Genomic DNA, 21,435 nt, shown 5'->3' with positions numbered 1-21,435 from the left:
CCTGCCCACCTTCCCGGCAGCCCCCGCCGGCCTCTGGAAAGGCAAGGCCCGCCGTCCCGGCGCGGGAGCGCGGGACGGCGGGCACGGGTTCAGTCCAGATAGTCGCGCAACATCTGCGCGCGGGTCGGGTGCCGGAGCTTGGCCAGCGTCTTGGACTCGATCTGCCGGATCCGCTCCCGGGTCACCCCGAACTCGCGGCCGACCTCCTCCAGGGTACGGGGGTGGCCGTCGGCCAGTCCGAAGCGCAACTGGATGATCCGCTGCTCGCGGTCGGACAACGTCGCCAGGATGTCGTCGAGCTGATCCTGCAACATGATGAAGGCCGCGGCCTCCATGGGCACCACAGCGTCCGCGTCCTCGATGAAGTCGCCTAGGTCGGAATCCTCCTCACCGATGGGCGACTGCAGCGAGACCGGCTCCTGCGCGATGCGCTGGATCTCCACCACGCGATCGACCGGGAGGTCCATCTCCTTGGCGATCTCCTCCGGCGTCGGCTCGCGGCCGAAGTCCTGGTGCAACTGGCGCTGCACCCGGACCAGCTTGTTGATCGTCTCCACCATGTGCACGGGGATCCGGATGGTCCTCGCCTGATCCGCTATCGCGCGCGTGATCGCCTGGCGGATCCACCACGTGGCATACGTGGAGAACTTGTAGCCCTTGGTGTAGTCGAACTTCTCGACCGCGCGGATGAGGCCGAGATTGCCTTCCTGGATGAGATCGAGGAAGAGCATGCCGCGTCCGACATACCGTTTGGCGATCGACACCACGAGCCGCAGGTTCGCCTCGATCAGCCGCTGCTTGGCCCTGGTGCCCTCCCAGACGAGCTCCCTGAACTCCGGGAAGGCCAGCCTGGAGACACCGTTGCCCAGCTTGTCCTCGGCGAACAGGCCGGCTTCGATCGACTTGGCGAGTTCCACCTCCTCTTCGGCGGTGAGCAGCGGCACGCGGCCGATCTCCCGCAGGTAGATGCGGACCAGATCACTGGTCGGCGCCCGCTTGCCTACGTCCTCCTCATCGGCGCGGACGACTTCTTCGTCGCCCTGAGGCTCCAGCACCTCCACGCCGTTCTCGGCGAGCATCCGCACCACGCGTTCGAGCGTGTCGGAGGGAAGCTCGGATCGGTCGAGCGCGGCTGCGACGTCATCGACGGTTACGCTCCCGCGCTCCCTTCCTTTCGCGACGAGGTCCGCCACCTGATCTACGGATGGCGGTCCACTTGGCAGCACCGATGCACCCACGGGAGACAGTCTGCAGTATTCGTTAGTGAAAATGGCAGACCCATTTTTGGCACAGAAGGTAAGGCGTGCATCATTACCAAATCGAGATCCGGCCCAGGTTTGGCCGAAGTTTGATCAGGAAAGTAAACGTAATTACGTGATCCTGCTGGTCGCACCCGAGGTCAGGGTGCCCTTACCGTCTGCCCGGCCGGGAATTGTCCACCCGATCTACGGGAAATACCAGCGTTAGCGTGCCCGGCGGCTTTCCCGCAGAGTAAGAACCCGCGTCACGGCATGCCGTAACGCGGGCCCGGTTTCCGCAGTTCTTGATCTAGCGCAGGATCAGGCGCCTACGTAGTCGGCGAGGTGCTCGCCGGTGAGCGTGGAGCGCGCGGCGACCAGATCGGCCGGCGTGCCCTCGAAGACGATCTTCCCGCCGTCGTGGCCGGCGCCGGGGCCGAGGTCGATGATCCAGTCGGCGTGCGCCATGACCGCCTGGTGGTGCTCGATCACGATGACCGACTTGCCGGACTCGACGAGCCGGTCCAGCAGGCCCAGGAGGTTCTCCACGTCCGCCAGGTGCAGGCCGGTGGTCGGCTCGTCCAGGACGTAGACGCCGCCCTTCTCCGCCATGTGCGTGGCCAGCTTGAGCCGCTGCCGCTCGCCGCCGGACAGCGTGGTGAGCGGCTGGCCGATGGTGAGGTAGCCCAGGCCGACGTCGACGAGCCGCTCCAGGATGGCGTGCGCCGCCGGGACCCTCGACTCGCCCTCGGCGAAGAACCGCTCGGCCTCGGTCACCGGCATGGCCAGCACCTCGGCGATGTCGCGCCCGCCGAGGCGGTACTCCAGCACCGCGGCCTGGAAGCGCTTGCCCTCGCAGTCCTCGCAGGTCGTGCTGGAGCCGGCCATGATGCCCAGGTCGACGTAGATGACGCCGGCGCCGTTGCAGGTGGGGCAGGCGCCCTCGGAGTTGGCGCTGAACAGCGCCGGCTTCACGCCGTTGGCCTTGGCGAAGGCCTTGCGGATCGGCTCCAGCAGCCCGGTGTAGGTCGCCGGGTTGCTGCGCCGCGAGCCGCGGACCGGGGCCTGGTCGATCGAGACGACGCCGGCCGAGGCCGGGATGGAGCCGTGGATGAGCGAGCTCTTGCCCGAGCCGGCGACGCCGGTGACGACGCAGAGCACGCCCAGCGGGACGTCGACGTCGACGTCCTGGAGGTTGTGCCGGGTGGCGCCGCGGATCTCCAGCTTGCCCTTGGGGGTTCGCACGGAGTCCTTGAGCTTGGCGCGGTCGTCGAGGTGGCGGCCGGTGATGGTGCCGCTGGCGCGCAGGCCCTCGATGGTGCCCTCGAAGCAGACGGTGCCGCCTGCCGTACCGGCTCCGGGGCCGATGTCGACGATGTGGTCGGCGATGGCGATGGCCTCCGGCTTGTGCTCGACCACGAGCACGGTGTTGCCCTTGTCGCGCAGCCGGAGCAGCAGGTCGTTCATCCGCCGGATGTCGTGCGGGTGCAGGCCGATGGTCGGCTCGTCGAAGACGTAGGTGACGTCGGTGAGCGCGGAGCCGAGGTGGCGGATCATCTTGGTGCGCTGCGCCTCGCCGCCGGACAGCGTGCCCGCGGGCCGGTCGAGCGACAGGTAGCCGAGGCCGATCTCGACGAACGACTCCAGGCTGTGCAGCAGCTTGCCGAGCAGCGGCGCCATGGTCGGCTCGTCGAGCCCGCGGACCCATTCGGCCAGGTCGCGGATCTCCATCGCGCAGGCGTCGGCGATGTTGACGCCCTTGATCTTCGACGAGCGCGCCGCCTCGTTGAGCCGGGTGCCGCCGCAGTCGGGGCAGGCGGTGAAGGTGACCACGCGCTCCACGAACGCCCGGATGTGCGGCTGCATCGCGTCGACGTCCTTCGACAGGAAGGACTTCTGGATCTGCGGGATCAGGCCCGAGTAGGTCAGGTTGATGCCCTCGACCTTGATCTTGGTCGGCTCCTTGTAGAGCAGGTCGTGCAGTTCCTTCTTGGTGAACTTGCTGATGGGCTTGTCCGGGTCGAAGAAGCCGCTGCCCCGGAAGATCCGGCCGTACCAGCCGTCCATGCTGTAGCCGGGGATGGACAGCGCGCCCTCGTTGAGCGACTTGCCGGCGTCGTAGAGCTGCGTGAGGTCGAAGTCGGTGACCGAGCCGCGGCCCTCGCACCGCGGGCACATGCCGCCGTGGTAGACCGCGTCGCGCACGACCTTCCGCTCGCCCTGGCCCTTGTCGACCGTGATCGCGCCGCTGGCCACCGCCTGCGCCACGTTGAAGGAGAAGGCGGTGGGCGGGCCGATCTTCGGCGTGCCGAGCCGGCTGAACAGGATGCGCAGCATGGCGTTGGCGTCGGTGGCGGTGCCGACGGTCGAGCGCGGGTCGGCGCCCATGCGCTGCTGGTCGACGATGATCGCCGTGGTCAGCCCGTCGAGCACGTCCACGTCGGGGCGGGCCAGCGTCGGCATGAATCCCTGCACGAACGCGCTGTAGGTCTCGTTGATCAGCCGCTGCGACTCCGCGGCGATCGTGCTGAACACCAGCGAGCTCTTGCCCGAGCCGGAGACCCCGGTGAAGACCGTCAGGCGGCGCTTCGGGATCTCGATGCTGACGTCCTTGAGGTTGTTGACGCGGGCGCCGTGCACGCGGATCAGGTCGTGGCTGTCCGCGGGGTGCATCTCGGGCGACGTGCTGCCCTTGGTCATCGTCTCTCCATCCGTCTGTGCAGCCTGCCTGCGCGGCCTCCGGGGCCTTGCCTGGGACATCTAACCAGTTCAGAGCATTTTTTGCGCTTCGTCGGGCTTGTCGGAGCAGGGGTACGGCAGGCGGACCTGCCGGGCCTTTCCGGGATCGGCGGCGGGCCTTCCGGTTCCGGCGCCCCGTGCGGGCTCAGCTTCCCGCGGCACGGGCTCGGCTTCCGCGGCGCAGGCCCAGCTATCCGCGGCGCGCTCTCAGCTTCCCGCGGCGCGGTCTCGCAGGACGCGGCGTTGTTGTTCGAGCGCCACCAGCTCGCCGAAGAGCCGGTTGTACTCCGCCTGCTCCTCCACCGGGTTGAGGCGCTGCATCCGCGACTTGGCCTGCGCGATGGCCCGGTCGACCGCCACCGCCTCGATGGCGGCGAGCATGGCCGAGGCGTACCGCTCCTCCACGTGCGAGTCGGCCTGGATCGGATCGACCGCGAACCGGGTGATCAGACCGCGTGCCGCCTCGTCCGGCGCCTGCTCCAGCAGCGCGTCCACCCAGGTCCGGCCACCGTGCCCGGCCGCCCCCATCCCGCCCGCGGCGATGATGACCCGGTGCACGGCCACGTGGTCGGGCGCGGTGAAGGCCTGCACGTCGAGCGCGTCGAACCGCGGCCCGAGCAGCGCCGGCCGCTGCACGGCCAGCTTGAGCAGTTCCCCCTCCACCCGCACGTGCGGATCGACGGGAGCCGGCCGCGGCGCCCGCTTCGGCCGCCCGGCCTGCGACTGCGCGGTGTCGGCGATGCGCTGCATCACGAAGCGCTCGTCCATGAAGCCGAGCCACCGGTCGAGGTCGATCGCGTACCGCTTGCGCAGCCCGACGTCCTTGATCCCGGCGACGATCGGCGCCGCCGCGTCGAGCGCGGCGATCTTGCCTTCGTTGCTGCGCAGGTCGTACCGGGCGATCGTGCTGCGGATGGCGAACTGGAACAGCGGCTCGCGCGAGGCGATCAGGTCGCGCACCGCCGCGTCGCCCTGCTTGATCCGCAGGTCGCACGGGTCGAGCCCGTCCGGCTGCACCGCGACGTAGGTCTGCGTCACGAACTTCTGCTCGTCGGCGAACGCCCGCAGCGCGGCCTTCTGCCCCGCCTCGTCGCCGTCGAAGGTGAAGATCACCTCGCCGCGGAACTCGGCCTGGTCGAGCAGGAAACGCCGCAGCACTTTGATGTGCTCCTCGCCGAAGGAGGTGCCGCAGGTGGCCACCGCGGTCGGCACGCCGGACAGATGGCAGGCCATCACGTCGGTGTACCCCTCGACGATCACCGCCTGCAGCCGCTTGGAGATCTCGCGCTTGGCCAGGTCGAGGCCGTAGAGCACCTGCGACTTCTTGTAGATCGGCGATTCGGGGGTGTTGAGGTACTTCGGCCCGTCGTCGTTGTCGAGCAGCTTGCGCGCCCCGAACCCGATCACGTCGCCGGTCGCCTCGCGGATCGGCCACACCAGCCGGCCGCGGAAGCGGTCGATCGGCCCGCGCCGGCCCTCCTTGGCCAGCCCGCCCTTGACGATCTCCTCGGTGGTGAACCCCTTGCCGAGCAGGTGCCGGGTCAGCGCCTCCCACTCGTTGGGCGCGTAGCCCACGCCGAAGCGCTCGGCGTCGGCCCGCTCGAAGCCGCGCTCGGACAGGAACTTCCGGCCCGGCGCCGCGTCGGCCTTCAGCAGCCGCTCGGCGTAGAACTCGGCCGCCACCCGGTGCGCCTCGACCAGCCTGGCCCGCTCGCCGTGGTCGCGCTTGGGGACATACCCGCCCTGTTCGTACTGGAGCTGGATGCCCGCCCGCTGCGCCAGCCGCTCGACCGACTCGGCGAACGACAGGTGCTCGATCTCCTCGACGAACTTGATCACGTCGCCGCCGGCCTGGCAGCCGAAGCAGAAGTACATCCCCCGTTCGGGGGTGACGTTGAAGGACGGGCTCTTCTCGTCGTGGAACGGGCACAGGCCCTTGAGGTTGCCGCCCCCGGCATTGCGGAGCTGCACGTAGTCACCGACGACGGAGTCGATCGGCGACCTTTCACGAACTAGTGCGATGTCGACGTCACGGATCCGGCCTGCCACGCGGCGAGTCTATTGCGCCCCACCGACAAATAACGCCGATGACCCCACTCGCGGTGGGCTGCCGCGGCCTCAAGACTCCGCCCGCCGTTCGTAGAGGGTCAGTCGCACGTCGCCGAACGCCCTCACCGGCCCCGGCTCGAACCCCGCCCGCAGGCCCACCAGCCGCTCGTCGTCCCGGTAGCGGGCCCCGATCCACGGCGAGACCAGCCAGACCCGCCGCGCACCCGCCAAGGCCGCCCGAACCTGCGCACCGCTGCGCGGAACCGCCGAACCCGGCTCCCGCGTGACATCCACCAGATTCCGGTACAGCTCGCCGTACACCGCGGTGAACAGCCGGTACCGGTGCGGAACGAACAGCACCCGGTCCCCAGGCCGCCGCTCGGCGGCCAGCGTGGCGCTCAGCGCCCGCAGGTCGTCCGGCCGCGCCCCCGGCTCCCGCTGCGCCACCTGGGCCTCTGCAGCGAGCACGGCAAGCGCGGTCACGCCCCCGGCCGCCGCCACCGGCGACCACCGCCGAGCCAGTACGGCCAGCCCGATCCCCGCCGCCAGCGCGATCCCGGGAACGACATAGAGCACGTACCGGGCGTGATAGACCGGCTGCACCTGCGAGACCGCCACCGCCGCCGCGAACGGCACTATCGCCCACACCCCCACCACCGGCGTACGGCGAGCCGCCCAGATCCCGGCCGCGACCAGCGCCCCGAGCACCACCGCCCCCGCGACCCCGCCCGCCACCTCGACCGGGAACGCCCCGATCTCCGCCAGTCCGGGCCGCTTGAGCCACCACACCTGCGTCTCGCGCTGCCCCGCCGCGATCACCACCAGCGGCGTCAGCACGACCGCGGCACTCGCGCACGCGCTCACCCAGGCCACCACCTCCCGCCGGCTCCGCTCCGGGCTGGTGCGGGCGGCGGCCACCACGGCGACCCCGTGCGCGAGCAGGAGCAGCAGCGCGTACAGGTGCAACGCTCCCAGCAGGCACACGCTCACGAAATACCCCGCGAAAGCCCGCCGGGGCCGCCGCCCCTCGATCAACTCCACCAGGAACCACGTCGCCGCCACCGCCACCAGCGAGACCAGCGCGTAGCTCCGCGCCTCCTGCCCGTACCGCGAGGCGATCGGCAGCACCACGTAGACCATCCCGGCCATCAGCCCGGCCACCGGCCCCGCCAGCCGCCGCCCCAGGACCGCCACGCCGTACGCCGCCCCCACGAACGCCAGCCACGAGGGCGCCCGCAGCCACCACTCGACGGGTCCCGCCTCGATCGCCGCGAACGGGCGCAGGACCAGGTAGTAGAGCGCGTGCACCGCGTCCAGGTCACCCAGGAAGGCGAACAGGTCGCCGAACGACATCCTCGCCACCATCGCGCTGACCGACTCGTCGCGCCAGAGCGACGGCGTGGTGATCCCCCACGCGCCGACGAGCGCCGCCGCGGCCACCACGGGCAGGTCCCAGGACAGGCTCAGCTTCCTCACCCGCCCCAACCTAACCACCCATCCGCCCCATTTGCGTCTCCTAGGAGTCCTAGGATAGAACTAGGAGCCCTAGGAGGACATCATGCCGAGAGCCGGACTGACCGTGGACCGCGTCACCACCGCCGCCGCCGACCTGGCCGACGAGCTAGGACTCGACCAGGTGACCATGGCGCGCGTCGCCCGCCGCCTGGGGGTGAAGGACGCCAGCCTCTACACCCACGTCCGCAACCTCGAAGACCTGCGCGGCCGGATCGCCCTGCTCGCCGCCGACGAGAAGACCACGCGCATCGCCGAGGCCACCGCCGGACGGGCCGGCAAGGACGCCCTCGTCGCCTACGCCAACGCCTGGCGTGACTTCGCCCACCAGCACCCCGGCCGCTACCTGGCCACCCAGACACCGATCCGGATCGACCCCGCCCTCGCCGCCGCCGCCTCCGGCCCGCGCCGCGCCGTCGAGCTCACCTACACCATGTTGCGCGCCTACGGCCTCGACGAGCCCGACCTCACCGACGCCGTCCGCCTGCTCCGCAGTACCTTCCACGGCTTCGTCGCCCTGGAGGCCGCCGGCGGCTTCGCCCACCACCGCACCCCGGACCACACCTGGCCCCGCACCTTGGACGCCCTCCACACCCTCCTCCTCAACTGGCCCCCACCCTGACCCCCTTCTCCACCCCGGCCCGCGCCCTCCCGCCCCACCAAACGGACTGCCCTCTCAGCCCCTGACCCCCTTCCCACCCCCGGCCCGCGCCCTCCCGCCCCACCAAACGGACTGGCCGTCTCAGCCCCTGACCCCTACCCAGGGAAAGAACCGCCGACTGCGCTCCGCGAACCCCTGACCAGCCCTACGCCGAGAGCCCACCCGGCCTCCCCTGGGCCCACCTGTACCGAACGCCCAACCCGCGGCCGCCCTACGCCGAGTTCCGCCGAACTCGCCCTCACAACCGGAGGAACACCCTCATGACCACCCCGCCCACCACCGGAACCCTCCGCGTACCCGGCGCAACCCTCCACTACGAGACCCGAGGCCAGGGCCCAGCCCTCCTCCTGATCCCCGGCGGCACCGGCGCCGCATCCGCCTTCGACGGCGTCGCCGACCTCCTGGCCGCCGACCACACCGTCATCGCCTACGACCCCCGCGGCTTCTCCCGCAGCCCTCTGGACGCCCCCGCCACCGACCAGCAGGTCGCCGTCCACGCCGACGACGCCTACCGCCTCCTGGAGCACCTGTCCCCCACCAGCCCCGCGAAGGTGTTCGGCTCCAGCTCAGGCGCGATCGTCGCCCTCCACCTGCTGACCACCCACCCCGACCGCGTCACCCAGGTGATCGCCCACGAGCCCCCACTCGTCGAACTCCTCCCGGACGCCCCCGTCCACCGCGCCTTCCTCCAGAACCTCCGCGACACCTACGACACCCAGGGCCTCCAGCCCGCCATGACCGTCTTCGCCACCGGTCTGTCCCGCCCCGCCCCAGGATCCACCGCCACCCCGACCCGCCCCACCCCCAAAGCCACCGCGGCCCCGACCGACCCCACCCTTGAAACCACCGCGGCCCAGGCCCGCCTCACACCCGAACCCACCGCGGCCCAGGCCCGCCCCACACCCGCCACCCGGGAAGCTCAGCAGCCCCCCACCCTCTCCCCCGAAGCCGCCGCCCGGATCGAACGCACCATGTCCAACATGCCGTTCTTCCTCCGCCGCATCGTCCCCACCTTCATGTCCTACACCCCCGACCTGGACCGCCTGGCCGCCCTATCCGACCGCCTGACCCTGGCTGCAGGCGAGGACTCCCCCGGCGAACTCACCTACCGCCCGGCCGCCTGGCTCGCCGCCCACCTGGGCACCGACCTCCTGCACTTCCCCGGCGGCCACGTAGGCCTGACCACCCACCCCACCGAGTTCGCCACCCTCCTCCACAAAACCCTGACCTGAGAACCCCACAGGGCCATCACCCAACCCCGAGATGCCCGATGTCCCCCAGCCCCACAACCGCCCGGCAGTGATAGAAGTCGTCCTCCCGCAACGTGGTGATACTCCCCTCCGGCACCCGAAACCGGGCATACCCGACCGCCCCAACCGGCATCTTGATCCACGAAGTCACCACGCCGAATACGATCCCCACGGACAGCACCCGCTTCCGCCCTTCCCCGTTGGGTGCCGAACCTCCCACAGCGACCGTCTCCCCTGTCCACCGATGCCCGTCCCACTGCCGCATGTACGGCTGGCCCCGGGTTCAGGTAGTAGCCGGGAGCAGGGCCACAAGGCTGAGGCGTGCGCGGTACGTCCACTGACCGTCCTGCCCTTCAGCGCCACAGTGTCCAAACCCGGGTGATCCAGAACCTGCGGCATGCCAGCAGCCCTCGGAAGCGAGCAGCCAACAGAACCCCTTGGCTGTACGGCAGGGCCACCGTCCGGATCCTGTTGCTCACCGTCGGCCCCCAGCCCCACCGCAGGGCTGGCCCCCACGAAGCACCAACCCCTGCTGTACTTTCCCGACGGCCACATCAGCCCGACCACTCACCCCGCCCTATTCGCCGCCCTGCTCGGCACGCCTCCGGCGGCAACCACCCTCCCTGCACAAGCGCCTCGCCTGCTGTCCACGCACAGGATCACCACAATTGAGGTAGCTGCCTACGAGTAGGCCCCATCCTCGCGCGGTCGGGGAGTACCGCTGCGCCTCGTTGAGTTCGGACGACTGCATGGGACATCCCTACGGAACAGGGAGCACGCGGCGGCCGACGCGCAGCCGCCGCTGACCGCAAACCATCCTCCACACGGGCGGGGAGCACTGCTATCGCCGGCTCCAGGCCTGGCGAAATCCCGGGATCATCCCGCGCGGGCGGGGAGCACGGTCCAGCGCGAGGCGTACGCCCGGACCGCCCGGGACCATCCCCGCGCGGGCGGGGAGCACTAGGGGCGATCACGCTCGCGAACCGCTCGATCGGGACCATCCCCGCGCGGGCGGGAAGCACGTGGTGCTGCTCATCGGCGCTGATCACCCGTAGGGACTATCCCCGCGCGCGGGGAGCACCGAATTGCGACGCACCAGAAGCCTGTGCCGCGCGGGACCATCCCCGCGTGCGCGGGGAGCACACAGCCAGGGCGATGATGCTGGGGCCGTGCTTGGGACCATCCCCGCGTGCGCGGGGAGCACTGCAACCGGTTCGAGGCGTCCCGGGGCGGAGTGGGACCATCCCCGCGTGCGCGGGGAGCACGTCCGACGCCGAGGGAGCATGGGAAGCCCCTTGGGACCATCCCCGCGTGCGCGGGGAGCACCCCTCCGTAGATCGTTCCAGCCCCCGAGCGTGAGGACCATCCCCGCGTGCGCGGGGAGCACCCAGTCCAGCGGGACGATACCGCGGGCGCGCAGGGACCATCCCCGCGTGCGCGGGGAGCACTGGTTGAGCCTGCCCTTGGTGTCGTTGATCAGGGGACCATCCCCGCGTGCGCGGGGAGCACCCGGCGCCCGCGTCGATCGCGGTCGTGACCTGGGGACCATCCCCGCGTGCGCGGGGAGCACGTGATGTCCACCCCGTCCACGTCTGTGTGGTGGGGACCATCCCCGCGTGCGCCGGGAGCACGAACTGCACGCCACCGTCGTAGCCGCCGGCCCGGGACCATCCCCGCGTGCGCGGGGAGCACGACTCCAGCGGGCAGACCGGCGGCAACCTCGTGGGACCATCCCCGCGTGCGCGGGGAGCACACTCTCTTCGCGCCTCATGGCGCAAACTGCCAGGGACCATCCCCGCGTGCGCGGGGAGCACAGATCGACGCTGTGCGCCAGTACGCGGCGTCGAGGACCATCCCCGCGTGCGCGGGGAGCACGCCGCGCTCGGCAACAAGAGCGCGCTGGCGCAGGGACCATCCCCGCGTGCGCGGGGAGCACCAGCCGTCGCAACTCGCCACGAGCTGGGAGCCGGGACCATCCCCGCGTGCGCGGGGAGCACTGGAGCACCATGTCGGGGATCGTGCTGGTGCCGGGACCATCCCCGCGTGCGCGGGGAGCACAGGCTTGCCGTGAGAGCGCCGGCGACGTCCACGGGACCATCCCCGCGTGCGCGGGGAGCACCAGTAGCGCTCGTTCGGGTCATCTGGGCCGCCGGGACCATCCCCGCGTGCGCGGGGAGCACCCGGATGAGCATCATGCCGAAGAAGCAGACCACGGACCATCCCCGCGTGCGCGGGGAGCACTCTTCGCCACGTGCAGCTTTATCTCACCGACAGCCCGTTTCTGAGCACTTTCAAAGAACCCGGCAAACCGGACCTGAGATCGACAAGCCCCCAACCCTTCACCCCCAACCCAGCCACCACCACAACCCTCCCCAACCCTCCCATCCTCGTCGGCGCCGCAGGCGCCTTAAAAGAGAAGCGCCTGCGCGAAGCGCAGTCCGCCAGGGGTCGCGCGGAGCGCGACCGGAAGAGCAGCCCGAGCGAAGCGAGGCCCATGCCTTCGAGGTCCCGGACCGGTAAGGAAAGGGCCAAACACCCCATCCCCAACCAAGGAGTCGGCTAAAAAGGTAAAAGTTGTCGTTGGATACGGTGACACAGGTGGAGATCATGCGATCGGGGCATTCAACCAAGCTGGCCGCGCTCACCGGCGCGCTGCTGCTGACCTGCGCGACGGCGTGCGCGCAGGGGACGGGCGTGGCCGGGGTGAGCACGAAGGCGCCGGTCGCGACGGCGACGGGGGCGACGCCCGAGGTGACGGGCACGACGCCGGGTGCGACGCCGACCCCGGAGCATCAGGCGGGACGGCCGGCGACGGACGAGCCGGTGCAGGTGCCGCCGCCGAAATTGTCCAAGCACAAGTACGTCTTCCCGGTGAAGGGCTGCTCGACGACCTATCAGCGCAAGCTGCTGGTGTTGCCGAAGACGACGATCTGGGCCGCCAAGGGGTGCGCGTTCGTGTCCCCGGTGGACGGCGTGGTGGACGAGGTCAACCTGCAGAACAGGTGGCGCCCGTCGGTGGACGCGGGGGCGACGCGCGAGGGCCGGTTCGTCACGGTGATCGGCGAGGACGGCGTGCGGTACCTGGGCGGGCATCTCGACGACATCGGCGACGACATCAAGCCGGGCACGAAGGTCAAGGCGGGCCAGCAGCTCGGGACGGTAGGCAACACGGGCAACGCCCGCGACACCGCCCCGAACCTGTACTTCGCGATCTCGTGGAAGACCGGCCCCGCCTACTGGTGGGTCCGGCGCGGCATGGTCAAGCCGTGGGACTACCTGGACGCCTGGCAGAGCGGCAACTCCACGCTGTCCCCCCGCGCGGAGACGTTCAAGCTGCGCGGCAAGGTGGGCGAGACGCCGAGCTGCACGGTCCAGTGCGCCGGCAAGCCGCCGAAGAAGAAGACGCCGAAGCAGGACCAGGACCAGGGCGATTCGGGCGGCGGCCAGAACGACGACCAGCAGGAGCAGCCGCCGCCGCACACGGTGCCGACGACGGCCAGCGGCTGACGGAACCGGGCGGGTCTCAGCTCCGGCTGAGGTCCGCCCGGATGCGGTTCTGGAGCTCCTCGACGCCGTCCCAGATGTTCACGTTCATCCCCGCGACCATCCGCCCGTCGCGCGACCAGCGCACGACGAACTCGCGCTCCGGCACGGACCCCTCGAACACGACCTCGTCGTAGCCGGTGGTGTCGCCGGTGAACTCCATGCCCAGGGTGTACTGGTCGGTGAAGAAGTACGGCAGGCGGTCGTAGACGACCTCGCGCCCCAGCATCGCCCGGGCCGCCGCGGGGACGCCATTCAGCGCGTTGGCCCAGTGCTCGACCCGCAGCCTCCGCCCGTACAGCGGATGGTACGGCTCGGCCACGTCCCCGGCCGCGTAGACGTCGGGGTGGGAGGTGCGCAGCGAGGCGTCGCACACGATGCCGCACGCCACCTCCAGCCCGGCGGTCCGGGCGAGCTCGACGTTCGGCGCCGCGCCGATGCCCACGACGACGAGGTCCGCCTCGACGGTCTCCCCGCTCGCCAGCCGTACCCCGTGGTCGGAGACGGAGGCGACGCCGACGCCCAGCCGCAGCACGACGCCCTGCTCGCGGTGGAGCGCGGCGAAGACCGCGCCCACCTCGGCCCCGAGCACGCGGGCCAGCGGCAGCGGTTCGGGCTCGACGACGGTGACCTCGCAGCCGGCCAGCCGGGCGGCCGCCGCGACCTCCAGCCCGATCCAGCCGCCGCCGACGATCACGACGCGCCCGCCGCGGGCGAGGCCGTCCCGCAGGGTCTCGCTGTCCTCGACGCTGCGCAGGGTCAGCCCGGGCCCGGGCAGCCGGCGCGGCGTCGCGCCGGTGGCCAGGAGAAGCTTGTCGTACGGCTGCCGCGTCCCGTCCGACAGTTCGACGACGTGCTCGTCGAGGGCGAGCCGGGTGGCGCTCACCCCGAGCCGCAGGTCCACGTCGTGCTTGCCGTACCAGCCGGGCGGGTGGACGAAGATCTTCTCCCGCTCGCTCTTGCCCTGCAGGTAGTCCTTGGACAGCGGCGGCCGCTCGTAGGGCCGTTCGCGTTCGGCGCCGATCAGGACGAGCTCCCCGTCGAAGCCCTCCTCGCGCAGGGTCTGCGCCGCTTTGGCGCCCGCGAGCCCGGATCCGACGATCACGTGGGTGGTCATGGCCCAGTATCGGCCTAGGACAACCTCCGGTGCCAGGCGACCGCGGACGTGTCGGTGAGGGAGGCGATCTGGTCGATGACCACGCGGGTGCGGGCGGCGTCGTCGGGCGCCTGCTCGAAGGCGGGGCGCAGGGCCGGTTCGAGGGTGCGCGGGGCGCCGAGGGTGATGAGCGCGGCGAGTTCGGCGATGAGGTCGCGCTGGCGGGCCTGGGTGGCGGTGCGGTCGTCGCGCAGCATGACGTAGTGCGCGGTGACGCCCTTGAGCAGGGCGCATTCCAGGCGCGCGGCGCGCGGCACGATCAGGTCGGCGTGGTGGCGCGAGCCGTACGCCTCGCGGGTGGCGGCCTGGGCGGCGCGGCAGAAGCGTCCGATGAGCCCGCTGGTGAGGGCTTTGAGCCCGGCGAGGTCGGCGAGGGTGCCGCCGAAGCCGCGCGGCCAGAGCGGCTCGGCGAGCAGCCGGGCGAAGGTGTGCTCCAGTTCCTCCACCGGCGCGTCGGGCGCGTAGAGGCGGCGGGTGACCTCGCAGACCTCGGCGCGTCCGGCGGTGGAGCGGAGCAGGGCGAAGGTGGCGTGTCCGGAGTGGAGGGCGTCCTCCAGGTCGTGGACGGAGTAGGCGACGTCGTCGGCCCAGTCCATGATCTGGGCCTCGAAGCTGACCCGGCCGGGCGGGGCGTGGTCGCGGATCCACTCGAAGACCGGCAGGTCGTCGTCGTAGACGCCGAACTTGGCGCCGGGTTCGGTGCGGGTCCAGGGGTATTTGATCGAGGCGTCGAGCGCGGCGCGGGTGAGGTTGAGCCCGGCGCTGCGCCCGTCCTCGGTCAGGACCTTGGCCTCCAGGCGGGTGAGCAGGCGCAGGCTCTGCGCGTTGCCCTCGAACCCGCCGCATCCGGCGGCGAGGGCGTCGAGCGCGGTCTCGCCGTTGTGCCCGAAGGGCGGGTGCCCGAGGTCGTGGGCCAGGCAGGCGACCTCGACCAGGTCGGGGTCGACGCCGAGCACGTCGCCCATTTCGCGCCCGATCTGCGCGCACTCCAGGGAGTGCGTCAGCCGGGTGCGCGGCACGTGCTGGCCGTCGCCGGTGGCGTCGATGGGCCCCACGACCTGCGTCTTCGCCGCCAGCCTGCGGAGCGCCGCGCTGTGCAGGACCCGCGCCCGGTCACGCCCGAACGCGCTGCGCTCGGGCGGGCCGGGCGGTTCCGGCACCCATCTCGCCTGGTCATGATCGGTGTAGAGGGCCATAAGTGACGAGATGATATCCGCGGGACGGGCCCGCCACACTCATCGGGTGTCGCCGGATCCCGCGGATTCGAGGGCGGCCCGCCCGGCCTCCAGGCGGGCGACCGGGATGCGGAAGGGCGAGCAGGAGACGTAGTCGAGCCCCACCTCGTGGCAGAAGTGGACGGAGTCGGGGTCGCCGCCGTGCTCGCCGCAGATGCCGAGCTTGAGGTCGGGCCGCGCCTTGCGGCCTTCTTCCGCGGCGATGCGGACCAGGCGGCCGACGCCGTCGCGGTCGAGGGTCTCGAACGGGGAGACGCCGAAGATGCCGAGTTCGAGGTAGCGAGAGAAGAACGAGGCCTCGACGTCGTCGCGGGAGAAGCCCCAGGTCATCTGGGTCAGGTCGTTGGTGCCGAAGGAGAAGAACTCCGCGGCCTCGGCGATCTGGCCGGCGGTCAGGGCGGCGCGCGGCACCTCGATCATGGTGCCGATGAGCGCCTCGACGCCCGCTTCGGCCAGGATCGCGGCGGCTTCCTCGCGGACCGCCTCCAGCTCCTGCACCGCGCCGACCAGCGGGATCATGATCTCCGCCTGGGCGCCCTCGACCTGACGGGCGGCCTCGGCGATGGCCCGGACCTGCATGGCGAACAGGCCGGGGATGACCAGGCCGAGCCGTACCCCGCGCAGGCCGAGCATCGGGTTCTGCTCGTGCAGGCGGCGGACGGCCTCCAGCAGCTTGTGGTCCTTGTCGGTGGCCTCGCCCTTGGCGACCTTGACCGACAGCTCGACGAGGTCGGGCAGGAACTCGTGCAGGGGCGGGTCGATGAGCCGGATCGTCACCGGCAGTCCCGCCATAGACTGAAAAATCCCGATGAAGTCGGTGCGCTGGAGCGGTTCCAGCGCGTCCAGCGCGGCCTTGCGCTCCTCGGGCGAGGCGGCCAGGACGAGGTCCTCGACGAGCTGCCGCCGCTCCCCCAGGAACATGTGCTCGGTACGGCAGAGCCCGATCCCCTGCGCCCCGAAGCGGCGCGCCCGCGCGGCGTCCTCCTCGGTGTCGGCGTTGGCCCGCACCCCGAGCCGGCGTACCGAGTCGGCGTGCGCCATGATCCGGTGCACCGCCTGGACCAGCTCGTCGGACTCGTCGGCGGCCCCCTCGAAGTACTCGACCACGACCGAGTCCTGGACCGGCACCTCGCCGAGGAAGACCTCGCCGGTGCTGCCGTCGATCGAGATCACGTCGCCCTCGGTGACCTCGACCCCGCCGGGCGCGGTGAAGCGCTTGCCGGAGATCGAGACCTCCAGCTCCTCGGCGCCGCAGACGCAGGTCTTGCCCATGCCGCGGGCGACGACGGCGGCGTGCGAGGTCTTGCCGCCGCGGCTGGTGAGGATGCCGCGGGCGGCGATCATGCCGGCCAGGTCGTCCGGGGTGGTCTCGCGGCGGACCAGGATGACGTCCTCGCCCGCGGCGGCCAGCTCGGCGGCGCGCTCGGAGGAGAAGACGGCCTTGCCGACCGCCGCGCCCGGCGAGGCGTTCATGCCCTTGGTGAGCAGCGTGCGCTCGGCGTCGGTGGAGAAGCGCGGGAACATCAGCTTGGCGAGCTGGTCGCCGGTGACCCGCAGCAGCGCCTCGTCCAGGTCGATCAGGCCCTGGTCGACGAGCTGGGTGGCGATGCGGAAGGCCGCGGCGGCGGTGCGCTTGCCGACGCGGGTCTGCAGCATCCAGAGCTTGCCGCGCTCGACGGTGAACTCGATGTCGCACAGGTCGCGGTAGTGGTTCTCCAGCGTGGCCATGATGGCCATGAGCTCGTCGTAGGCGCCCTTGTTGAGCTGCTCCAGGTCCTGGAGCGGGATGGTGTTGCGGATGCCCGCCACGACGTCCTCGCCCTGTGCGTTGGACAGGTAGTCGCCGTAGACGCCCTGGCGGCCGGAGGCGGGGTCGCGGGTGAAGGCGACGCCGGTGCCGGAGTCGTCGCCGCAGTTGCCGAAGACCATCGAGCAGACGTTGACCGCGGTGCCGAGGTCGGCCGGGATGCGCTCCTGGCGGCGGTAGAGCACGGCGCGCTCGGAGTTCCAGGAGTCGAAGACGGCCATGATGGCCAGGCGCATCTGCTCGCGCGGGTCGGCGGGGAAGTCGTGGCCGGTCTCCTCGCGGACGATCTCCTTGTAGGTGCCGACCAGCTCGCGCAGCTCGGCGGTGCTCAGCTCGGTGTCCTGGCGCTTGCCCTTGAGCTCGTCGAGGGCGTGCTCGAAGCGGTCGCCGTCGATGCCGAGCACGGTCTTGCCGAACATCTGGATGAGGCGGCGGTAGGAGTCCCAGGCGAAGCGCTCGTTGCCGCCGGACTGCTTGGCCAGGCCGTGCACGGACTCGTCGTTGAGCCCGATGTTCAGCACGGTGTCCATCATCCCTGGCATCGAGAACTTGGCCCCCGAGCGCACGCTGACCAGCAGCGGGTCGTCGGCCTGACCCAGCCGCTTGCCCATGGTGGTCTCCAGCGCGGCCAGGTGCGTGCCGATCTCCTCGTCGAGCCCGCCGGGGACCTCGCCCTCGGCGAGGTAGTGACGGCAGGCCTCGGTGGTGATGGTGAAGCCCGGAGGGACGGGCAGACCGAGGTTCGTCATCTCGGCAAGGTTGGCGCCCTTTCCGCCGAGGAGGTCCTTGAGGTCCTTGTTGCCCTCGGTGAAGTCGTAAACGTACTTGGCCACGAGCGCTCCTTCTGGGATTTCCACGACTCTGCCCGGACTCTACCTATGGAAAAGACGAAGAAACTGCACCCCCCTGTTAACTTCCCGTTTTCCCAGCTCAACACCTCCCATGAGGTCTAATCCACTGTAAATCCCGCTTGGCGGTAATTGGTTTATACCAATTGGTGTAAACCAATTCTTGAGAAACCGGGGCCGCCGGTGCAGAATCAGGAAGACCCCTCACGGGAGGCGCAATGGTCACCCCCACGAAGCCACCCACCCGGCGAGAGCGCCTGGCCGCCGGTTCCACGCGGGCCGCCGCGGGCACGGCGGGCTACCTCGACGACCGCCTCGGCCTGGGCCGGTGGCTGCGCCCCAACCTGCGCAAGCTCTTCCCCAGCCACTGGTCGTTCCTGCTGGGCGAGTTCGCCCTCTACGCCTTCGTCTTCCTGGTGCTGACCGGCACGTTCCTGACGTTCTTCTACCAGGCCACCCCCGAGGCCGCCTTCGCCTCCGTCACCGAGCTCAGCCTGGAGGTGCGCGGCGGGCTGCTGATGCGCCAGCTCCACCACTGGTCGGCGACGGTCTTCGTGCTCTCGATCGTGCTGCACCTGCTGCGGGTCTTCTTCACCGGCGCCTTCCGCAAGCCGCGCGAGCTCACCTGGATGCTCGGCGTGACGCTCTTCGCGCTGGTGCTGTTCGAGTCCTTCCTGGGCTTCTCGCTCCCGGCCGACCAGGTCGGCTTCACCGGGCTGCGCCAGGCCGACGGCCTGCTGCTGTCGATCCCGCTGATCGGCACCTACCTGTCCGCCTTCGCCTTCGGCGGCGGCTTCCCCGGCGACGCGATCGGCCGGCTGTTCGTCGCGCACGTGCTGCTGGTGCCCGGCATCCTGCTGGCGATCGTGCCGCTGCACGCGCTGGTGCTGACCTGGCGGCAGAAGCACACCGAGCGGCGGGCGCGCGACTCCGACGAACGCCGCGTGTCCGGCGGGCCGTTCTTCCCCTACTTCGCGCTCAAGCAGGGCATCACCTCGCTCGGCACCTTCGCGGTGATCAGCGCGCTGGCCACCTTCGTGCTGGTCAACCCGGTCTGGCAGGCGGGGCCGTACCAGCCGGGCGCGGTCCCGCCGATGGCCCAGCCGTTCTGGTACTCAGGCGTCCTCGACGGCCTGCTGCGCCTGATGCCGGCCTGGGATCTCGGCCCGGTCAACCTCGGCCTGCTCGTGCCGCTGCTGGTGCTGGGCGGCTTCTTCACGTTGCTGCTGCTCTATCCCTACCTCGAACGGCGGCTGACGGGAGACCGGCGCGTGCACCACCTCAACGACCGTCCCTCGCAGGCGCCCGTGCGCACCGCAGTCGGCGTCGCGGTGGTGACCTTCTTCACCGTCGTCTGGGCCGCGACCTGGTTCTCGGCCCCGGCCAAGGGCTACAGCCCGCTGCTGACCGTCTCGCCGGAGACCCTGACCATCGTGACGTACGGCTTACGCGTCGCGGTCTTCGTCCTTCCGGCCCTGGCCTTCGCGATCACTCTCGCCATCTGCCGCAGGAGGGGTAGGGCATGACCTGGACACCACCGGAGGACCACGGCCAGTTCCGCTGGGGGTACGACACCCCGCCGGGCCCGCCGCCCCACGCCCGCTCGCGGGCCCTGCCCGTCGCGGCCTCGCTCGTGCTCGCCCTCGCGGTGAGCGGCATGGGCGCCGTGGGGTTACGCGTGGCCGGGATGGACACCGGCGAGCCGCCTCCAGAGACCGGCTACCTCGTCGAGGCCCCGGTCCCCGATCCGGTACGGCTCGCCGACCTGGAGACCGGGATGTGCGTCAACGGCGTGTTCGAGACCGCTCAGGCCAAGTACCTGTTCGCGGTGCCGTGCCAGGACTTCCACGACGGCGAGGTGCTGGCCGTCTTCTCCGCCCCCGACGGCCGCTGGCCGGGCAAGCTGGTCCTGAAGAAGCTGGCCGACACCGAGTGCGCCGAGCGGACCGGCGTGCGGATCAAGGCCGGCACCGACTCCGGCGACCCGCTGCGCCAGCTCACCCTCATCCCGAGCCTGCAGGGCTGGCGCGACGACCAGAAGATCGCCTGCCTGGCCGTACATCGGGACGAGGGGCAGCCGCAGCTCCTGTCGCCGGTGCGGGGCGGCTACTGATCGCCGAGCGCCAGCTTGATCCCGAAGGCGGCGACGACGGTGCCGGTGAGCCGGTCGAGCACGCGCCGGGCGCGCGGCCTGGCGAGCTGCGCGCGGAGCGCCCGCGCCAGCACGACCAGCACGCTCGACCAGACCAGGCCGAGGAGCACGTGCGTCCCGGCCAGCGCCACGCCCATCAGCAGGGGTTGCGCGCCGGCCGGGATGAAGTTCGGCAGGACGGCGACGTAGAACGCGCCGACCTTCGGGTTGAGCAGGTTGGTGAGCGCGCCCTGCCGGAAGCCTGCGGCGAGCGAGTCGGCGCCGGCGACCACGACCTCGCCCGCGTCGGCCGCCTCTGCCGTACGCCTGCGGAGCGTGTCGACGATCATGCGGGCGCCCATCCACACCAGGTAGGCGGCGCCCGCCCAGCGCAGCACGTCGTAGGCGAGCTGCGAGGCGGTGAGCAGGGCGGTCACCCCGGCTGCGGTGAGGATGCCCCACACCATCGTGCCGGCCTGGATGCCGAGGACCACGCCGACGGCCTTGCGGCGGTGACCCAGGGCGGAGGTGCGGAGGATGAGCGCGGTGTCGAGACCGGGCGTGAGGGTGAGCAGCCCCACCATCACCGCGAACGTCGCCAAAGCGGTGGTAATCGTCACGTCCCGCCACTCTAGCCGCTCGCCCCGAGCGCGGTCAGTTCGAGGTCGCGCTCACCCAGAGGGTCCACCCCTGGCGGCACGGGTTGAGCCGCAGGTCGTCGCAGCCCATGACGGTGAAGCTGACCTTCACCCCGGCCGCCGCCGGATAGACCACGAACTTGCCGTGCGAACTCGGCTGGTTGTCCACGTTGCCGGTGCGGTTGAGGCTGCCGTCGCTGGTCCGGACGGAGATCTTCCAGTAGTCGTAGGTGAACGGCGTGCTCGGACCCCAGCGGAAGACGACCGCGCGCCGCCCGTTCACCTTGGCCGCGTAGGCGGCGACGATCATCCGGCCGCCCTGGTCGGGGGACCAGGCGATCTGGCCGTCCTCGAAATTCTGCCGGCGGCCGTTGCGGTTGGGGATGCTGTACTCGACCCCGGTCGGGCAGTCGATGATGCTGTCCTCCCCGCCCAGCGAGCGCCAGTAGTCGCCGATCAGCCCGTACGGCTGGATCGAGCAGGCCGAGGTCGCGGCGGAGGCGGCGGGAGCGGTGATCATTCCGGCGACCGACGCGACGGCCGCCATGCCCATGGCGAGTGCTCTTCTCATGCCCACCACGCTCGCCCGCGCGCGCCGTCGTGACATGAGTAGGGGGTGCTCAAAAAA

General features: G+C 70.9%; 14 protein-coding genes and 1 CRISPR repeat array. Of the genes, 5 read left to right on the top strand and 9 right to left on the bottom strand.

All coding sequences use genetic code 11. The features are described 5' to 3' along the window. Nucleotides 1-89 precede the first annotated feature (89 nt). The 4 genes from rpoD to ACIBG7_RS08065 form a co-directional block, all read right to left on the bottom strand. Nucleotides 90-1,193, bottom strand: coding sequence for an RNA polymerase sigma factor RpoD (gene rpoD, locus ACIBG7_RS08080; RefSeq protein ID WP_397335599.1), 1,104 nt, complete (start codon nucleotides 1,191-1,193; stop codon nucleotides 90-92). A gap of 366 nt (nucleotides 1,194-1,559) precedes the next feature. Continuing rightward, nucleotides 1,560-3,938, bottom strand: a complete 2,379-nt coding sequence (locus tag ACIBG7_RS08075) for an ATP-binding cassette domain-containing protein (protein ID WP_397335598.1) — start codon at nucleotides 3,936-3,938, stop codon at nucleotides 1,560-1,562. 246 nt (nucleotides 3,939-4,184) lie between these two features. Next, entirely contained in the window at nucleotides 4,185-6,026 is a 1,842-nt protein-coding gene (gene dnaG, locus ACIBG7_RS08070; RefSeq protein ID WP_357927166.1) for a DNA primase, read from the bottom strand. A 69-nt stretch (nucleotides 6,027-6,095) separates the two neighbouring features. Then, nucleotides 6,096-7,502 (bottom strand): hypothetical protein, encoded by a 1,407-nt coding sequence (locus tag ACIBG7_RS08065; RefSeq protein ID WP_397335597.1) that lies wholly within the window; start codon nucleotides 7,500-7,502, stop codon nucleotides 6,096-6,098. An 82-nt stretch (nucleotides 7,503-7,584) separates the two neighbouring features. Here ACIBG7_RS08065 and ACIBG7_RS08060 point away from each other — a divergent pair, with 82 nt between their 5' ends. The 3 genes from ACIBG7_RS08060 (at nucleotide 7,585) to ACIBG7_RS08050 (ending at nucleotide 12,956) form a co-directional block, all read left to right on the top strand. Beyond that, nucleotides 7,585-8,160 carry a TetR/AcrR family transcriptional regulator gene (locus ACIBG7_RS08060; protein ID WP_397335596.1) on the top strand — a complete coding sequence of 192 codons (576 nt, stop codon included), beginning with the start codon at nucleotides 7,585-7,587 and terminating at the stop codon, nucleotides 8,158-8,160. Between the two features lie 299 nt (nucleotides 8,161-8,459). Further along, a complete protein-coding gene (locus ACIBG7_RS08055; RefSeq protein ID WP_397335595.1) occupies nucleotides 8,460-9,431 on the top strand; it encodes an alpha/beta fold hydrolase in 972 nt (323 codons plus the stop codon). Nucleotides 9,432-10,320: 889 nt separating this feature from the next. Continuing rightward, a CRISPR array of direct repeats spans nucleotides 10,321-11,690; the repeat unit is 29 nt; unit sequence GGGACCATCCCCGCGTGCGCGGGGAGCAC. 366 nt (nucleotides 11,691-12,056) lie between these two features. Then, nucleotides 12,057-12,956 carry a M23 family metallopeptidase gene (locus ACIBG7_RS08050; RefSeq protein ID WP_397335945.1) on the top strand — a complete coding sequence of 300 codons (900 nt, stop codon included), beginning with the start codon at nucleotides 12,057-12,059 and terminating at the stop codon, nucleotides 12,954-12,956. 16 nt (nucleotides 12,957-12,972) lie between these two features. Here ACIBG7_RS08050 and ACIBG7_RS08045 read toward each other — a convergent pair whose 3' ends face one another. The 3 genes from ACIBG7_RS08045 to ppdK are packed head-to-tail and all read right to left on the bottom strand — an operon-like array spanning nucleotide 12,973 to nucleotide 18,023. After that, nucleotides 12,973-14,109, bottom strand: a complete 1,137-nt coding sequence (locus ACIBG7_RS08045) for an NAD(P)/FAD-dependent oxidoreductase (protein ID WP_397335594.1) — start codon at nucleotides 14,107-14,109, stop codon at nucleotides 12,973-12,975. Nucleotides 14,110-14,123: 14 nt separating this feature from the next. Next, on the bottom strand, nucleotides 14,124-15,344 hold the full coding sequence (locus tag ACIBG7_RS08040) for a deoxyguanosinetriphosphate triphosphohydrolase (protein ID WP_357927181.1): 1,221 nt from the start codon (nucleotides 15,342-15,344) through the stop codon (nucleotides 14,124-14,126). 39 nt (nucleotides 15,345-15,383) lie between these two features. Further along, nucleotides 15,384-18,023: a pyruvate, phosphate dikinase gene (gene ppdK / locus ACIBG7_RS08035; RefSeq protein WP_397335593.1), complete on the bottom strand. Its 2,640-nt coding sequence runs from the start codon at nucleotides 18,021-18,023 to the stop codon at nucleotides 15,384-15,386. A gap of 233 nt (nucleotides 18,024-18,256) precedes the next feature. On the opposite strand from ppdK, the gene ACIBG7_RS08030 reads away from it, so the two are divergent. Both ACIBG7_RS08030 and ACIBG7_RS08025 read left to right on the top strand, forming a co-directional pair. Next, a complete protein-coding gene (locus tag ACIBG7_RS08030; protein ID WP_397335592.1) occupies nucleotides 18,257-19,564 on the top strand; it encodes a cytochrome bc complex cytochrome b subunit in 1,308 nt (435 codons plus the stop codon). After that, the gene (locus tag ACIBG7_RS08025) at nucleotides 19,561-20,151 is read left to right on the top strand and encodes a hypothetical protein (RefSeq protein ID WP_397335591.1); all 591 of its coding nucleotides are present in this window, start codon (nucleotides 19,561-19,563) and stop codon (nucleotides 20,149-20,151) included. The genes ACIBG7_RS08030 and ACIBG7_RS08025 overlap by 4 nt, the downstream gene beginning before the upstream one ends. On the opposite strand, the gene ACIBG7_RS08020 is transcribed toward ACIBG7_RS08025, so the two are convergent. Together ACIBG7_RS08020 and ACIBG7_RS08015 are read right to left on the bottom strand one after the other, a co-directional pair. Beyond that, complete coding sequence (locus ACIBG7_RS08020; RefSeq protein WP_397335590.1) at nucleotides 20,145-20,789, bottom strand: LysE family translocator; 645 nt, start codon at nucleotides 20,787-20,789, stop codon at nucleotides 20,145-20,147. The genes ACIBG7_RS08025 and ACIBG7_RS08020 overlap by 7 nt on opposite strands. 34 nt (nucleotides 20,790-20,823) lie before the next feature. Beyond that, nucleotides 20,824-21,378, bottom strand: a complete 555-nt coding sequence (locus ACIBG7_RS08015) for an LGFP repeat-containing protein (RefSeq protein WP_397335589.1) — start codon at nucleotides 21,376-21,378, stop codon at nucleotides 20,824-20,826. Nucleotides 21,379-21,435: the final 57 nt, after the last annotated feature.

It is taken from the genome of Nonomuraea sp. NPDC050328 (assembly GCF_044459405.1).
Classification (GTDB): domain Bacteria; phylum Actinomycetota; class Actinomycetes; order Streptosporangiales; family Streptosporangiaceae; genus Nonomuraea.
The sequence above is the reverse complement of the archived record's forward strand: the minus strand, read 5'-3'. Positions and strand labels throughout refer to the sequence as shown.

What these genes read in the sequence shown, in the direction of transcription:
- ACIBG7_RS08075 (WP_397335598.1), bottom strand. Translation starts at nt 3,938, where the DNA reads ATGACCAAGGGCAGCACGTCGCCCGAGATGCACCCCGCGGACAGCCAC.
- ACIBG7_RS08060 (WP_397335596.1), top strand. Translation starts at nt 7,585, where the DNA reads ATGCCGAGAGCCGGACTGACCGTGGACCGCGTCACCACCGCCGCCGCC.
- ACIBG7_RS08055 (WP_397335595.1), top strand. Translation starts at nt 8,460, where the DNA reads ATGACCACCCCGCCCACCACCGGAACCCTCCGCGTACCCGGCGCAACC.
- ACIBG7_RS08050 (WP_397335945.1), top strand. Translation starts at nt 12,057, where the DNA reads ATGCGATCGGGGCATTCAACCAAGCTGGCCGCGCTCACCGGCGCGCTG.
- ACIBG7_RS08045 (WP_397335594.1), bottom strand. Translation starts at nt 14,109, where the DNA reads ATGACCACCCACGTGATCGTCGGATCCGGGCTCGCGGGCGCCAAAGCG.
- ACIBG7_RS08040 (WP_357927181.1), bottom strand. Translation starts at nt 15,344, where the DNA reads ATGGCCCTCTACACCGATCATGACCAGGCGAGATGGGTGCCGGAACCG.
- ACIBG7_RS08030 (WP_397335592.1), top strand. Translation starts at nt 18,257, where the DNA reads ATGGTCACCCCCACGAAGCCACCCACCCGGCGAGAGCGCCTGGCCGCC.
- ACIBG7_RS08025 (WP_397335591.1), top strand. Translation starts at nt 19,561, where the DNA reads ATGACCTGGACACCACCGGAGGACCACGGCCAGTTCCGCTGGGGGTAC.
- ACIBG7_RS08015 (WP_397335589.1), bottom strand. Translation starts at nt 21,378, where the DNA reads ATGAGAAGAGCACTCGCCATGGGCATGGCGGCCGTCGCGTCGGTCGCC.